This window comes from Streptomyces antioxidans, from assembly GCF_000968685.2.
GTDB lineage: Bacteria > Actinomycetota > Actinomycetes > Streptomycetales > Streptomycetaceae > Streptomyces > Streptomyces antioxidans.
The window spans coordinates 1-13,746 of record NZ_LAKD02000121.1 but is presented as its reverse complement, the minus strand read 5'-3'; the positions used below and the strand labels follow the sequence as shown (position 1 = coordinate 13,746).

The following is a 13,746-nucleotide window of genomic DNA, read 5'->3' as shown; positions in this document are numbered from 1 at the left end:
TCCCGGGGGCAGCGTGGTGCCCGCGCGACGGCCGCCTCAGCCCTCCGTCGTCGAGCGGGTCGCGTCGAGGCCGCTGAGGAAGGCGCTGAGGACGCGGCACAGCCGGGGTTCCACCTCGACGATCGCGTGGCCGAGGCGGGGGTCGGTCTCGTAGAGCTCGCGCAGGCGCGGGCCGGGGGTGGCCATCTGCCAGAGCGCCCCGGCCAGGCTGGTCGCCGTGGCGATGAGGTCGACGGTCTGGAGCTCGGTCAGGCCGAGCAGCCGTCGCAGCTCGTCGCCGATCAGCTCGATCTCCTCGAGCGTCACCAGTTTGAAGTCGCGCACCGCGCCGATCGACACATTGCGTTCGAGGTTCATGGGCGCCTGGGCCAGCAGGTCGCAGAAGACCGGCCGGGCGGCCAGCGTCGCGGCGACGACCTCGGCGGCCTCCGGGGCCGTGGCGCGGGTCCGGCGTGCCAGCTCGCCGCGCAGTTCGGCGGACCACTGCCGCCAGCCCTCCGCGGTGAGCCTGAGGAAGATCTGCTCCCGCGTCTCGAAGTAGCGCAGCAGGGCGGACTTGTGCATGCCCACGGCCCCGGCGATGTCGGTGAGGGTGATGTCCCTGACCCCGCGCTCGCGGGCGAGGGCGCGGGCCGCGTCCAGGATCGCCGCTTCCCGCGCCTGCTTGGCCTGGGCACTGCGCGCACGCTGGAAGGCAGGCGTTGTCATGCCGGACATCATAGGAACCCTTAACGGAACGGCGTTGCGTAAATAAGAGAACGGTGTTGTACTAACAGTATGAGTGCACAGGTCATGGATTCACAGGTCTGGTTCATCACCGGTTCGTCGCGCGGTCTCGGCCGCGCCCTGGTCACCGCCGCCCTCGAGGCCGGTGACCGCGTCGTCGCCACCGCCCGCCGCCTCGAGGCGGTCGCGGAGGCGTTCGAGGAGTACGGCGACCGCGTCCACCCCCTCGCGCTGGACGTCACCCGCCCCGGGGCGGCGCGCGAGGCCGTCGACGCGGCGCTCGCCCGCTTCGGGCGCATCGACGTGCTCGTGAACAACGCGGGATACGCGAATGTGTCGCCCATCGAGACCTCGGACGACGAGGACTTCCGCGCCCAGTTCGAGACGAACTTCTGGGGCGTCTACCACGTCACGAAGGCTGCCCTGCCCGTCCTGCGGAAGCAGGGGGCGGGCACCGTCGTGCAGATCTCCTCGATCGGCGGGCGGGTCGGCGGATCGCCGGGCATCGCCTCCTACCAGGCCGCCAAGTTCGCCGTGGACGGCTTCAGCCGCGTCCTCGCCGCGGAGACCGCGCCGCTGGGCGTGCGGGTCATGGTCGTCGAGCCGAGCGGCTTCGCCACCGACTGGGCCGGTTCCTCGATGACGGTCCACCCGATTCCGGACGCCTACGACGCGACGGTCGGGGAGATGAACCGGCGGGTGCGGCAGAGCGCGGACGGGGCGGCCGGGGATCCTCGGCGGGCCGCGGAGATCATCGTGCGGACCGTGCGCCGTGGTGAGGTGCCTGGCCACCTTCCGCTGGGCGTGAACGCGGCGAGCATGGCGCGGGACTACTCCAGGGATCAGCTCGCCGAGGCGGCTGCCTGGGAGGAGGTCAGCCGCTCGGCGGACTTCGGTGAGCCGTACCCGGCAGAGCTTCCGGCGGCCTAGGGCCGCCCACGGTGGGCTGTGCGGCTCCGCGGGGTGGTGGGGGGCTCGGCCCCGGCCGTCGTGGCGCCCCCGGCGTGCCGTCCCCCACCCCGCCCCTCCCCGGAACTGGGTCCCTGCCCCAGCCCCCGGGGTCCGGTAGCGAAGCCTGCTGCTCCCCGCTTCCCCGCGGCGTCGATGTGCGGTTCTGCCGTGTGGTGGGGGCCCGCCCCAGACCCCCGGGGTCCAGGGGCGGAGCCCCTGGTATCGGGAAGGGGCGGGGTGGGGCAGATCCGCCGGGCAGCCATAGGGGCCGGGGCTGTCACATCGTGAGGACTGTGCGGCCGCCTGCCGTGTGGTTCTCCAGGCGCTGGTGGGCGGTGGCGGCCTCCGCCAGGGGGAGTGTTTCGAGTTCCACGTCGACGAGGCCGTCCGTGGCCGCTTGGAGTGCCGCCCGCGCGGCCGGGGCGAAGGCCTCGGGGTGGGCCGGGAGGTAGCCACCGGCGTTGAAGCCGGTGACGGTGAAGTTGCCGTACCAGACGCGGTTGCCGTCGATGCCGCCGTGGTTCCAGTCGCCGCTGGCGTTGCCGACCAGCAGCAGGCGGCCCGAGGGCGCGAGCAGGTCCAGGCTCTGGGCGCGGACGGGCCCGCCGACGGGGTCGACGATGACGTCGAACGTCTCGCCGCCGAGAACCTCCGGCAGCCGCGCCGAGTCGACGATGGTGTCGTACGGCAGCTTGGTGGCCGCCGCCGCGCCCAGCCGCTCGGTGCGGACCGTGCCGACCGCCCGTGAGGCGCCGAGCTGCCGCGCGATGCCGGGGAAGGTGGCCGCCAGCGCGCCCAGTGCCCCGTGGACGAGGACGCTCTCACCCGCGGATACCCGGATGGCGCCGGTGAGCGCGACATGGGCCATGAGCGCGTTGGGGATCACCGCGACGGCGAGGGCGGGGTCGATGGCATGGCCCTCCGTCGAGACGACATGGGCTTGGTCGGCGAGGAACACCGACGCGTACCCGCCCTTCCCGTCGCCGGAGGAGAGCGCCACCACCGACTCCCCGGGGGCGAACCCGGTCACGCCCTCGCCCAGCGCGCGCACCGTCCCGGCAACCTCCAGGCCGGGGACGTACGGCGGTTGCGGCAGCCCCTCGCGGTCCTTGTACAGCCCCTGCCGGAGGTAGACGTCGATCAGGCCGACGGCGGCATGGGTGACGTCGATCGCGACCTGGCCGGGGCCGGGGACCGGATCGGGCAGCTCGGTGAGGGTGAGCACGCCCGGTTCGCCGAACCGGGCGACCTGTACGGCCTTCATGGCGATTCCTCCCACATTTAACGCACCCCATGATGCGTTAAATCGACGCTACCATGGCGGGCCGGGATAACGCATCCCTGTGTGCGTTAAGGTGCTGGAGTGCATCAACGAGCCCGATCGGCCGAGGACAAGGCACGCCGTGCGGACGATCTGCTGAAGGCGGCGGAGGCGCTTGCGAGCGAACTCGGCGGCGTCCGGTACATCACGCTCGCCGCCGTCACCGAGCGGGCCGGACTGCACCGCACCGGCGTACGGCGGTACTACGCCAGCAAGGAGGAGCTGCTGCTGGAGCTGGCCGAGCGGGGCTGGGGCCAGTGGCGGGACGCGATCAAGGACGCGGTCAAGGACGCGATCAAGAGCGGGGCCGCGGACCGGGCCGGTCCTGCCCACCGTCCGGCGCCCTCCCGGTCCCGGCTCGGGCCCGCGCAGACGGCGGCGGTGGTCAGCCAGACCCTGGTCGCGCTACCGGTGTTCTGCGATCTCCTGACGCACGCCACGCTGTACCTCGAAGGCGACGTCGACATCGAACGGGCCCGCCGCTACAAGACCAACTCCTTCGCCGCGCACGATGAGATCGCCGCCACGCTGGATCACGCGAGCACGATGACGGTCGAGCAGATCACCAGCCTGCTGGCAGCCGCGATCATGCTGGCGGCCGGTCTCTGGCAGGTCTCCCATCCGACCCCCACCCTTGCGGCGCTGTACGAGCAGGAGCCGCGGTGGGGGCATGTCGCGCTGGATTTCTCCCCGCGGCTGACGGGCCTCCTCGAGGCGTGCGCGGTGGGACTCGGCGGTACGTGATGGGGCGCGGGCGTTCGTCCCAGCGGCTGGTCGTCGCGGCCCGTGGTCGCGGCCGATCGTCGTGGCTGGTCCCAGCGGCTGGTCGTCGCTGTCGGTCGTGAATGCCTGTCGGCTCGGACTACCCCCACCCCGCCGACCACCCCCACCCCGCTGTCGTCAGCTGACCTCCCGCACTCTCGTGGCGGCCCGCTCGGCGAGCTCGCGGACGCCTCTCGCGGCGTTCTCCGAGAGCTCGCCGAGTATGGCGTCGGCTGCCGTGAGGAGGGCGCGGCTCTCCTCGGGGTGGCCCGCGTCGGCCAGGGCGAGGGCGAGCCGGTAGTGCTCCTCGGCGATGAAGCGGCCGAGGTTGACCTGCCGCCAGTGGCGCGCCGAGTCATCGCCCGGGGCGGCCAGGGCCTCGCGCACGGCGGCCAGGCTGTCCGCGGCCTGCGGCAGTCGGCCCGCCTCCCGCTCCAGGCGGGCCTGGGAGTGCCGGGCCGAGGCCCGGTCCCGTGCCGTCTGCTGAAGGGCGGCGTACAGGCGCTGGGCGCGCAGCGCCTGGGGGAGGTCACCGAGCTCCTCGAAGTCCCGGGCGAGCCCGCTCAGCGGAGCTGTGGCCAGGGCGCGGGGCGCCTCCGGGCGGTGGAGTCTGCCCTGGTCCATGAAGATGGTGTCGAGTTTGCGGATCAGGGTCACCCGCGCGAGCTCCGTCATCCCCTGGTCCCGCGCCAGGCCGGTCCATGTGGAGACCGGCTCGTCCGACGGGTCCGTCCCGAACATCGACTCGTCGAGCGCCCGCGCCCACTGCCGCAACTCGTCCGCGCTCGCGCCCGGTTCCGGCATGCCGCCCAGGCCGCACATCGTGTCGAAGTCCGTCTCCCGGACCTCGAGCAGCAGCGGCAGGTCTCCGGTGTCCCCGTACAGCCCCACCAGCACGGCAGCGAGCCGCAGTTCGTCCGTCATCGAGGACCGCGTCTCGTGCCGCAGCAGATGCCGCAGCGGCTCCAGATCGCCCTCGGCGCGGTCGAACTGCGCGGCCCGCAGGGTGATCCGGCGCCGCACCGGGTCCTCGGCGACGTCACACCACGCCGTGCGGTCGCCCTCCCGCAGCCGGGCGAGATCGGCGCGGCCCGCCGCGAGCACCGGCTCCCACAGCGGGGGACCGGCCGGGCCCAGCCGGTCGTACGCGCATCCCTCATCCGCGTTGAGCAGTACGAAGTGCGGCTCGGTGCGCAGCAGCGCGGCACGCAGCCTGCCCACCAGCTCGACCGGGGAACGCTCCGGGAAGCCCAGCGCCGCGCGGAGCTCGGCCCGCTCCTCGTCGATTCCGTAGTACTCACGGATCTCCTCCTCGGTCTCCGCGACGCGGGCCAGGATCTTCTCCTCACCGTCGTCCGGCGACAGACCCGTGTACCCGCGCCAGCCGGGGAGGCCGATCACGAGCTCCAGGGCCTCGTCGACGCTGGAGCCGATGATCCCCGCGGCGCCTTCCGAGTCGGCGTAGAGCACCGAGCCGTCCGCGCACACGAAGTAGCTACCGCCGGTGTCGTCCCCGGCCACCGTCTCCAGCGGCCCGCCCGAGGCGAGGCGGACCTCCTCGACATGGCCGTGGGCGGCGCGGTCCAGGTCGAAGTCGAAGGGGAAGGCGGCCAGTTCGGCCAGGCGGCGGTCCTGCCGCAGCAGCCGCAGCGCGTGGTCGGTGACGTCCGCGTGATCGGTCATGTCACAGAACGTAACACTGCCCGCTGACAACGGACTTCCCCGCCCCTGTGCACGATGCGGCCGTGCGAGCCCGCCGCGCGACCTCTCACGCGCGGCGGATCGCGCGCCCCGCGAGGACGTCCGTCCGCCGTCCGTCCTCGATGACGAAGCGGCCGTCGATGAGGACGTGGGGAATGCCGGTCGGCAGGGTGCGCGGGGCCTCGAACGTCGAGCCCGCCGCGACCGTCTCCGGGTCGAAGAGGACGAGGTCCGCGCGGTAGCCCTCGCGGACCTGGCCGCGGTCGGGGAGGCGGAGGCGGGCCGCGGGGCGTGCGGTCAGATGGGCCACGCACTCCTCCAGGGCGAGGACGCCCAGCTCACGGACGTAGCGGCCCAGGTACTGGGGGAACGTGCCGTAGGCGCGGGGGTGCGGCTTGGCGCCGTGCAGGATGCCGTCGCTGCCGCCGGTGTGGGCGGGGTGCTTCATGATCGCCTGGACGTTCTCCTCGTGCCCGACGTGTTGCAGGATCGTCGGGCCGAGGCGGTCGTCAAGGAGGAGGCGGCGCGCGGTGACCCAGGGCGCCTCGGCCCGTTCGCGGGCGCTCGCGGCGACCGTCTTGCCGACGTATCCGGTGAGGACCGGGTCGTGCACGCCGGAGATCTCGATCGTGTCCCAGTTGATCGGCACCCCGTGGCAGCCGTCCGCTCCCTCTTCCTCCATGACGTGCCGGATGCGTTCGGCCTCGGCGTCGTCGCGCAGCCGTGCGAGGGCCGCGTCGGGGCCGCCCTCGGCCGCCCAGCTCGGCAGCATCGCGGCGAGCGTGGTGCAGCCGGGGAGATAGGGATAGGTGTCGAGGGTGATGTCGGCGCCGTCGGCGAGCGCGGTGTCGAGGAGCGCGAGCAGTTCGGGGGCGCGGCCCTTGTTGAGGTCGAAGTTCATGGTGGCGTGGGCGAGGTGCAGCGCACAGCCCGCCTCCCGGCTGAGGGCCACCATCTCCTCGTAGGCGCGGAGGGCACCGGCGCCGTAGGAGCGGTGGTGGGGGCAGTAGTAGCCGTCGTACGCGGCCACGACCCGGCACAGCTCGGTGAGCTCGGCGTCGGACGCGTACATCCCGGGGGTGTAGGTGAGCCCGGAGGACAGGCCGACCGCCCCCTGCTCAAGTCCCTCCGCCACCAGCGCCTTCATCCGTTCGACCTCGGCGGGCGTCGCGTCGCGGTCCGCCCAGCCGAGGGCGAGCATGCGGACGGTGCCCTGGGGGATGAGGTACGCGGCGTTGACCGCGATGCCCCGGCCGTCGAAGCCGTGGTCGAGGCGGTCCAGGAACTCGCCGACGGTGCGCCAGGTGAAGTCGATGTCGGAGCCGTCGCCGTTCCAGCCGGTGATGGCGGTACGGATCTGGGCGAGCGTGCGGTCGTCCACGGGCGCGTACGAGAGCCCGTCCTGGCCGATGACCTCCAGGGTCACGCCCTGGGCGGCCTTCGCGGAGTGGTCGGGGTCGCGGAGCAGGGCGAGGTCGCTGTGGGCGTGCATATCGATGAAGCCGGGGGAGAGGGCGAGGCCGTCGGCCTCCACCACGCGGTGGGCGGTGGGGCGTCGGCCGCTCCCCTCGGGCACGATGGCGGCGATCCGGCCGCCGTCGACGGCCACGTCTGCCCGGTACCGGGCTTGTCCGGTGCCGTCGATGACGTCCGCACCGCGGATGACCAGCTGCATGGGGTTGCCCTCTCTTCCTGCCGCCCGCGCCTTGGGGCGCCCGCCGTCTTGTTGTCCCACCCACCCGCCCTTACCCGCTGGGGGACCCTCCGGGTCCCCCACACCCACAGGGGACTCGCGCCCTTGGTCCGGCCGCACGGCCCGTGAGCCGCCCGACCTGCGTCTTGGGCCCAGCGCGGGCGCGCCCCGGCCACCAGGGCCCATGGCCCCCGCCCCGGGGCTCACGGCCCGTAACCCGGGCTCCTGCGCCCGGGCCCAGCGCGGGCGCGCACCGTCCGTTGTCCCACCCACCCGCCCTGACTCGGTGGGGGACCCTCCGGGTCCCCCACACCGCCAGCCTCGGCCGCCGGGGCCGACGGGGCTTGCGCCTATGGCCCGGCCGCGGGTCTCGTGGCCCGCAAGCTGGGTGCACTGCGCCCGAGTCCAGTGTTGGCCTTGTGCTCCGCCCGCCGGGGCCGACCGGGGCTTGGGCCCGGCCTGATCGGCGCCTTTGGGGAACCGTGCCGGGGCGGAGCCCCGGGGGAGGGTGGGGCGGGTTAGAAGAAGGTGCGGATGTAGTCCGTGACGGTGCCGTTGGACTCCGCTACCGGGATCAGTTGCCATTTGTCGAAGCTGGTGCAGGGGTGGGAGAGGCCCAGGGCCACCCAGTCGCCGACCTCCAGGGGCGTGTCGTCCGCGACCGAGACCCAGGCGTGCTGGTCGGAGAGGGCCGTGATGGTGAGGCCCGTGGCGGGGCGGGTGGTGGCGTCCCGGGCGGAGCGGATCAGCTGGGGTTCGGGCATGTCCAGGTCGTACGCCGCGTCCCGCTTGCCCGCGTTGAGGAACGCCTGGCCCGGTTCGGGGCGCGAGACGACCTGGGCCCACAGGCGGAAGGCCGGGTGCAGCTCGCCCTCCTCCGGGACGCGGTTGAACGGGGTGATGTGCCGGTAGTGGCCGTCGTCATGGGAGACGTACGCCCCCGAGCGCAGCAGCTTCAGCACCGGCCGCGACAGCGTGGGCAGTTCCGCGAAGACGTCCGCCACCGCGTCGAACCACGCGCTGCCGCCCGCGCTGACCACCACCTCGTCCACCTCGTCCACGTCCCCGAAGCGGCCCGCCGCGTCGAAGTCCGCCGCCAGTGCCGTCAGGCGGCGCAGCCACGCGCGTACCCGCTCGCCGTCCGGCTTCGGCACCTCGCCCTCGTAACCCGCCACCCCGACCAGCCGCAGGGTCCCGGTGGCCGCGACCGCGTCGGCGACCGCCGCGCACTCCGCCTCCGTACGGACCCCGGTGCGCGCTCCCTCGCCGCCGCCCAGCTCGACCACCACATCGACCGGCCGCCGCGCGCCCGCCTCCCGCAGGGCCGCGTCCATCAGCTCCACGCCGCGCACCGAGTCGACGTAGGCGATGAAGCGGAAATCGGGGTCGGCGTCGAGTTCGGCCGCGAGCCAGTGCAGGGCGGCGGCGTCGACGACCTCGTTGGCGAGGAAGATCCGCTGGATGCCGAAGGCCCGGTAGATCCGCACCTGGGTGGGGACGGCCGCGGTGATCCCCCAGGCCCCGTGCGCGAGTTGGCGCTCGAAGAGCTGCGGGGCCAGGGAGGTCTTGCCGTGCGGGGCGAAGGCGAGCCCATGGGCGGCGGAGTAGCGCTCCATCGCCACCAGGTTGTGCTCCAGCGCCTCGGCCGACAGCGCCAGTACGGGCGTGGTGAAGCCACCGGTGAACAGGGAGCGCCGCTCGGCGGCGAGCTCGCCGACCGTAAGGCCCTCGGCGCTAGGCGGCAGCCCCTTGAAGCGGTGGTCGACGCGCTCCCGCGCGAGGGCGGCGACGGCCTGGTCGCGATGGTCGGTGGCCATGGAGCGCCTCCATAACGATTTCGGTTGCAATCTCTGCAACGTTCATTGCGCATAACGCTTAGCGCTGTCTAACATCCCGCCCAGCACCGGGTCAACGGTGTGTGGCTGCCCCCCATCCGCCCATCCACGAGGAGCGAGACCCAACCGTGTCCCCTCTCTCCAGCGCCGAGGCCGCCGAAGGCGTCGCTGACGCCGGCGATGTTGTCGGTGATGTTGTCGGTGATGTCGTCGACGCCGACGTCATCGCCGATGGTGTCGACGTCGTATGTCTCGGCGAGTCGATGGTGACCTTCGTGCCGTCCCGACCGGGCCGACTGGCGGATGTCCCCTCCTTCGCCCGGGGCATCGGCGGCGCCGAGTCCAATGTCGCCTGTGGTCTGGCCCGCGCCGGGCACAGCGCGCGCTGGATCAGCCGGGTGGGCACGGACGGCTTCGGCGAGCACCTCGTACGGGAGATCGCGGCCACCGGCGTGGACACGGCGTACGTCCAGCGCGACCCGTACCGCCCCACCGGGATCTACTTCCGTACGGCGGGGGAGCGGGCCGTCGGCTCCGAGACGGCCGACCGGGACGGCGGCGCCGCCCCGGAACCGCTCGCCGAGGTGGTCTACTACCGGGCCGGATCCGCCGCCGCGGCCATGTCCCCCGCGCTCATCCCCCGGGCGCGGGCCTGGTCCGGCCGGGTGCTCCACCTGACCGGGATCACCCCGGCCCTCTCCGGCGACTGCCGCGCGCTGATGCACGAGCTGACCGCCTGCGCCCCCGGTCGCCCCCTCGTCTCCTTCGACCTCAACTACCGGGTCTCGCTCTGGCAGAAGGGGGAGGGGGAGGTGGAGGGAGCGGGAGCCGATGGCGAAACCGGCCCTGCGGTCCTGCTCGACCTCGCCCGCCGCTGCGACCTCGTCTTCGTCGGCGAGGACGAGGCCGCGGCGGTCTGGGGGGTACGCGGCCCGGAGGCCATACGGGCGGCGCTGCCCGAGCCGGAGGTGCTGGTCGTCAAGCAGGGCGGCGCCGGGGCCACGGCCTACGCGCGCCGCTCAGGCGACGGCGCCGACGCCCGCGGCCGAGGCGCCGCCGCCGACGCGCGCAGCTCAGACCACCGCGCTGACGCCCGCCGCTCAGGCGACGGTGTGGATGCCCGCCGCCCAGGCGATGACGCCGACGACCGCCGCCCAGGCGATGACGCCGACGACCGCCGCTCAGGCGACGGCGCCGATGCCCACCGCTCAGGCGACGGCGCCGACGTCTGCCGCTCAGGCCCCGATGCCGACGCGCGCCGCTCGGACGGTGACGCCGATGCGCGCCGCTCAGGGGATGACGTCCACGCTCGCTGCCTAGGCGACCGCGCCGACGACCGCCGCTCGGACGGCGGCGCGGATGCCCGCCGCCCAGGCCATGACACCGATGCCCGCCGCCCAGGCGACCGCGCCGACGACATCACCTTCGAACCCGCCCCGCACGTCGACGTCGTCGCCCCCGTCGGCGCGGGCGACGCCTTCGCCGCCGGTTTCCTCTCCGGCACCCTGCGCGGACTGCCCATCGCCGAACGGCTGCGCCACGGCCACCTCATGGCCGCCGCCGCCCTCACCGTCCCCGGCGACCTCGGCACCCCGCCCGCCCGCGAGTACGCCGACCACCTGGTGGCACTCGATGCCACGCGGTGGGGCACACTGCGATTCGGCCCCGGCTGGACAGATCTGCCGAGTCCCGCCGAAAAGTGGGCCGAGACCGCAGCGGTGGAGGTAACCGACTCATGAGCCAGACCGTCGACCGAGCGCTGACCATCCTGCCGCTGCTGGCGGAGGGACCGGCCAATCTGGAGCAGGTCGCCACGCGGCTGGGCGTGCACAAGTCGACCGCGCTGCGGCTGCTGCGCACCCTCCATGAGCACGGCATGGTCTACCGCCAGCAGGACCAGCGCTACCGCCTCGGCGCCCGCCTCTTCGCGCTCGCGCAGGAGGCGGTCGAGAACCTCGACGTGCGCGAGATCGCCCACCCCCATCTGGTGGCGCTCAACGAACGCTGCGGGCACACCGTCCACCTCGCGGTGTACGAGGAGAACGAGGTGCTCTACATCGACAAGGTCGAGAGCCGCTACCCGGTGCGGATGTACTCACGGATCGGCAAGCCCGTGGCCATCACCGTGGCCGCCGTGGCCAAGCTGCTGCTGGCCGATCTGCCCGAGCCCGAGCGGCGGACGCTGGCCGAACGGCTCACCTACCCCGCGTACACGCCCCGTTCGACGCCCAACGCCGCCGCGTTCCTCAAGGAGCTGGCGACCGTGCGCGACCAGGGCTGGGCCACCGACTTCGGCGGCCACGAGGAGTCGATCAACTGCGTCGGGGCACCGATCCGGGGAGCGGACGGACGGGTCGTCGCCGCCTGCTCGGTATCGGCGCCCAACGTCGTCGTCAGCGCCGACGAACTCCTCTCCCTGCTGCCGCTGGTGCGCCGCACGGCGGAGGAGATCAGCCGGGAATACTCGGGCGGTGCCCCCGTGTCCCTCGACGCGTCGGCCGCCACCCCCTCATCCGAACCATCGCACCAAACCCCCGAGAAGAGAGCCGAGGAGACCTCCTCATGACCGAGAAGCTGCAGAAGACCGCGATCACCCCGGCCACCCACACCACCCCGCCCGCCAAGTTCTCCCACGGCGTGAAGAAGGGGAACATCCTCCAGGTCGCCGGTCAGGTCGGCTTCGGCCCCGCCGTCCCGGGCCAGGCCCCCGCCCCCGTCGGGCCCACCCTGCGCGAGCAGACCCTGCAGACCCTGCGCAATGTGCAGTCCGTGCTGGAGGAGGGCGGTGCGAGCTGGGAGGACGTGGTGATGGTGCGGATCTACCTCACCGACACCGGCCACTTCGCCGAACTCAACGAGATCTACAACGAGTTCTTCGCCGACCTGAAGGAGGCCCCGGCCGCCCGTACGACGGTCTACGTCGGGCTCCCTGCCGGTCTGCTCGTCGAGATCGACGCCCTCGCCGTACTGGGCTGATCCCCGAACCCCCGTGGCGGGCGGGAGCTTTCCCCGCCCGCCACGGGTTCCAACTCCCCATCCCCATCTCGACCTCCACCTCCGTCCCCGTCCCCGTCGCCGGAAGCTCGCGCCCTGATCACCCGCACCCAGGCTTTCCCCGCGCGCGGCCCCCCGCCGTGCGGCGGTACCCCCTACCCACATTCCGGAGTTCCCCATGCTGCTCGCGGCCGCTCCCGCTGCCGAGACCCCACCCCACACCGGTGGTCTGCTCGCCCTCATCGACGGCACCGCCGGTCTGCTGACCGTCGCCGCCCTCGGCATCGCGCTACTGCTCTACCTGATCATCAAGGTCCGGCTGCAGCCCTTCGTGGCGCTGCTCGGCGTCTCCATCGCCGTCGGTCTGGCCGCCGGTCTCTCGGTCACCGAACTCTTCGGCACGGTCCAGAAGTCGGACGCCGTCTCGCTCATCGAATCCGGTATGGGCGGCATCCTCGGCCACATAGCCATCATCATCGGCCTGGGCACCATGCTCGGCGCGATCCTCGAGGTCTCCGGCGGCGCGGAGGCGCTGAGTGCCCGGCTGCTCGGCCTCTTCGGGGAGAAGCGGGCGCCGCTCGCGATGGGGCTCACCGGTCTGATCTTCGGCATACCCGTCTTCTTCGACGTCGGCATCTTCGTCCTCGCGCCGATCGTCTACGCGGCCGCCAAGCGCAGCGGCAAGTCCATCCTGCTCTACGCGATGCCGATGCTGGCCGGGTTGTCCATGACCCACGCCTTCCTGCCGCCGCACCCCGGCCCGGTGGCCGCGGCCGGACTGCTCCATGTCGACCTGGGCTGGGTCATCCTGATGGGCATCGTCGTGGGCATCCCGTCGGTGCTGGCCGCGTGGGGCTACTCGGCCTGGATCGGCAACCGCATCTTCGTGCCCGTACCGCAGGACATGGTGGAGGCGGCCGAGGAGTCCCGGGAGGCGGTCGCGGCCCAGCAGCGGGCCTCCGGCGCCACCCCGGCCGAGCGGCCGGTCTCGGTGGCCACGGTGCTCACGATCATCGGCACCCCGCTGGTCCTGATCCTCCTGGCCACGTTCTCCTCGGTCGCGCTGGACCCGAGCACCGGCCGCTCGGTCATCGAGTTCTTCGGCCACCCCTTCGTGGCGCTGACGATCGCCCTGCTCCTCGCCTACTACCTGCTGGGCATCCGGCGCGGCTGGTCCCGCAAGTCCCTGGAGACCGTCTCCACCGCCTCCCTCAAGCCCGTGGGCAACATCCTGCTGGTGGTCGGCGCGGGCGGGGTCTTCGGCGCGGTCCTCAAGGGCAGCGGTGTCGCCCAGGCCCTGGCCGACGCCTTCGACAGCGCGGGCCTGCCGGTCATCGTGCTGGCCTGGCTGATCTCGGTGGTGCTCCGGGTGGCCCAGGGCTCGGCGACGGTCGCGATCGTCACGACGGCGGGCATCGTCACCCCGATGCTCTCCGAGGGCGACTACTCACAGGCCCATCTGGCGCTGGTCATCATGTCGATCTCGGCGGGCTCGATCTTCGCCTCGCATGTGAACGACGGCGGCTTCTGGATGGTGGCGAAGTACTTCGGCATCTCCGAGACCGACACGCTGAAGTCGTGGACGGTCCTGGAGACGGTGCTGTCGGTGGCCGGTTTCGTGGTCGCGGCCCTGCTGAGCATCGTCATCTAGCGGGCGGCGCCCACATGTCGACGGCCCCCGGTCGGGGGCCGTTCGCTTCTGCGGTGGGGGGCCGGTCGGTTCAGGAGGCGGGGAATTCCCCGTGTTTGACGGCGGAGATGAA

The 13,746-nt window shown here is 72.8% G+C and carries 11 protein-coding genes; 6 read left to right on the top strand and 5 right to left on the bottom strand.

The features are described from left to right. Nucleotides 1-36: 36 nt before the first annotated feature. Nucleotides 37-708 carry a TetR/AcrR family transcriptional regulator gene (locus VT50_RS34680; RefSeq protein ID WP_046089962.1) on the bottom strand — a complete coding sequence of 224 codons (672 nt, stop codon included), beginning with the start codon at nt 706-708 and terminating at the stop codon, nt 37-39. An 84-nt stretch (nt 709-792) separates the two neighbouring features. On the opposite strand from VT50_RS34680, the gene VT50_RS34675 reads away from it, so the two are divergent. After that, nucleotides 793-1,656: an SDR family NAD(P)-dependent oxidoreductase gene (locus tag VT50_RS34675; protein ID WP_420822254.1), complete on the top strand. Its 864-nt coding sequence runs from the start codon at nt 793-795 to the stop codon at nt 1,654-1,656. 298 nt (nt 1,657-1,954) lie between these two features. On the opposite strand, the gene VT50_RS34670 is transcribed toward VT50_RS34675, so the two are convergent. Continuing rightward, nucleotides 1,955-2,941 carry a quinone oxidoreductase family protein gene (locus VT50_RS34670; protein ID WP_046089964.1) on the bottom strand — a complete coding sequence of 329 codons (987 nt, stop codon included), beginning with the start codon at nt 2,939-2,941 and terminating at the stop codon, nt 1,955-1,957. Nucleotides 2,942-3,040: 99 nt separating this feature from the next. Between VT50_RS34670 and VT50_RS34665 the strand changes: the two genes are divergently transcribed. Continuing rightward, a complete protein-coding gene (locus VT50_RS34665) occupies nt 3,041-3,742 on the top strand; it encodes a TetR family transcriptional regulator (RefSeq protein ID WP_107424951.1) in 702 nt (233 codons plus the stop codon). 156 nt (nt 3,743-3,898) lie between these two features. On the opposite strand, the gene VT50_RS34660 is transcribed toward VT50_RS34665, so the two are convergent. From VT50_RS34660 to VT50_RS34650, 3 genes are all read right to left on the bottom strand, one after another. Then, a complete protein-coding gene (locus VT50_RS34660) occupies nt 3,899-5,443 on the bottom strand; it encodes a hypothetical protein (protein ID WP_046089965.1) in 1,545 nt (514 codons plus the stop codon). Nucleotides 5,444-5,528: 85 nt separating this feature from the next. Beyond that, nucleotides 5,529-7,136, bottom strand: coding sequence for an N-acyl-D-amino-acid deacylase family protein (locus tag VT50_RS34655; RefSeq protein WP_046089966.1), 1,608 nt, complete (start codon nt 7,134-7,136; stop codon nt 5,529-5,531). A gap of 536 nt (nt 7,137-7,672) precedes the next feature. Further along, on the bottom strand, nt 7,673-8,971 hold the full coding sequence (locus VT50_RS34650; protein WP_046089967.1) for an alanine racemase: 1,299 nt from the start codon (nt 8,969-8,971) through the stop codon (nt 7,673-7,675). Nucleotides 8,972-9,117: 146 nt separating this feature from the next. Between VT50_RS34650 and VT50_RS40755 the strand changes: the two genes are divergently transcribed. From VT50_RS40755 to VT50_RS34625, 4 genes are all read left to right on the top strand, one after another. Further along, a complete protein-coding gene (locus VT50_RS40755) occupies nt 9,118-10,728 on the top strand; it encodes a PfkB family carbohydrate kinase (RefSeq protein WP_240529423.1) in 1,611 nt (536 codons plus the stop codon). Next, on the top strand, nt 10,725-11,555 hold the full coding sequence (locus VT50_RS34635; RefSeq protein WP_046089968.1) for an IclR family transcriptional regulator: 831 nt from the start codon (nt 10,725-10,727) through the stop codon (nt 11,553-11,555). The genes VT50_RS40755 and VT50_RS34635 overlap by 4 nt, the downstream gene beginning before the upstream one ends. Further along, nucleotides 11,552-11,965 (top strand): RidA family protein, encoded by a 414-nt coding sequence (locus tag VT50_RS34630; RefSeq protein ID WP_046089969.1) that lies wholly within the window; start codon nt 11,552-11,554, stop codon nt 11,963-11,965. The genes VT50_RS34635 and VT50_RS34630 overlap by 4 nt, the downstream gene beginning before the upstream one ends. Before the next feature lie 196 nt (nt 11,966-12,161). Further along, nucleotides 12,162-13,634, top strand: coding sequence for a GntP family permease (locus VT50_RS34625; RefSeq protein ID WP_046089970.1), 1,473 nt, complete (start codon nt 12,162-12,164; stop codon nt 13,632-13,634). Nucleotides 13,635-13,746: the final 112 nt, after the last annotated feature.

Coding starts and splice junctions, on each gene's coding strand:
- VT50_RS34680 (WP_046089962.1), bottom strand. CDS start 708: ATGACAACGCCTGCCTTCCAGCGTGCGCGCAGTGCCCAGGCCAAGCAG.
- VT50_RS34675 (WP_420822254.1), top strand. CDS start 793: ATGGATTCACAGGTCTGGTTCATCACCGGTTCGTCGCGCGGTCTCGGC.
- VT50_RS34670 (WP_046089964.1), bottom strand. CDS start 2,941: ATGAAGGCCGTACAGGTCGCCCGGTTCGGCGAACCGGGCGTGCTCACC.
- VT50_RS34660 (WP_046089965.1), bottom strand. CDS start 5,443: ATGACCGATCACGCGGACGTCACCGACCACGCGCTGCGGCTGCTGCGG.
- VT50_RS34655 (WP_046089966.1), bottom strand. CDS start 7,136: ATGCAGCTGGTCATCCGCGGTGCGGACGTCATCGACGGCACCGGACAA.
- VT50_RS34650 (WP_046089967.1), bottom strand. CDS start 8,971: ATGGCCACCGACCATCGCGACCAGGCCGTCGCCGCCCTCGCGCGGGAG.
- VT50_RS34635 (WP_046089968.1), top strand. CDS start 10,725: ATGAGCCAGACCGTCGACCGAGCGCTGACCATCCTGCCGCTGCTGGCG.
- VT50_RS34630 (WP_046089969.1), top strand. CDS start 11,552: ATGACCGAGAAGCTGCAGAAGACCGCGATCACCCCGGCCACCCACACC.
- VT50_RS34625 (WP_046089970.1), top strand. CDS start 12,162: ATGCTGCTCGCGGCCGCTCCCGCTGCCGAGACCCCACCCCACACCGGT.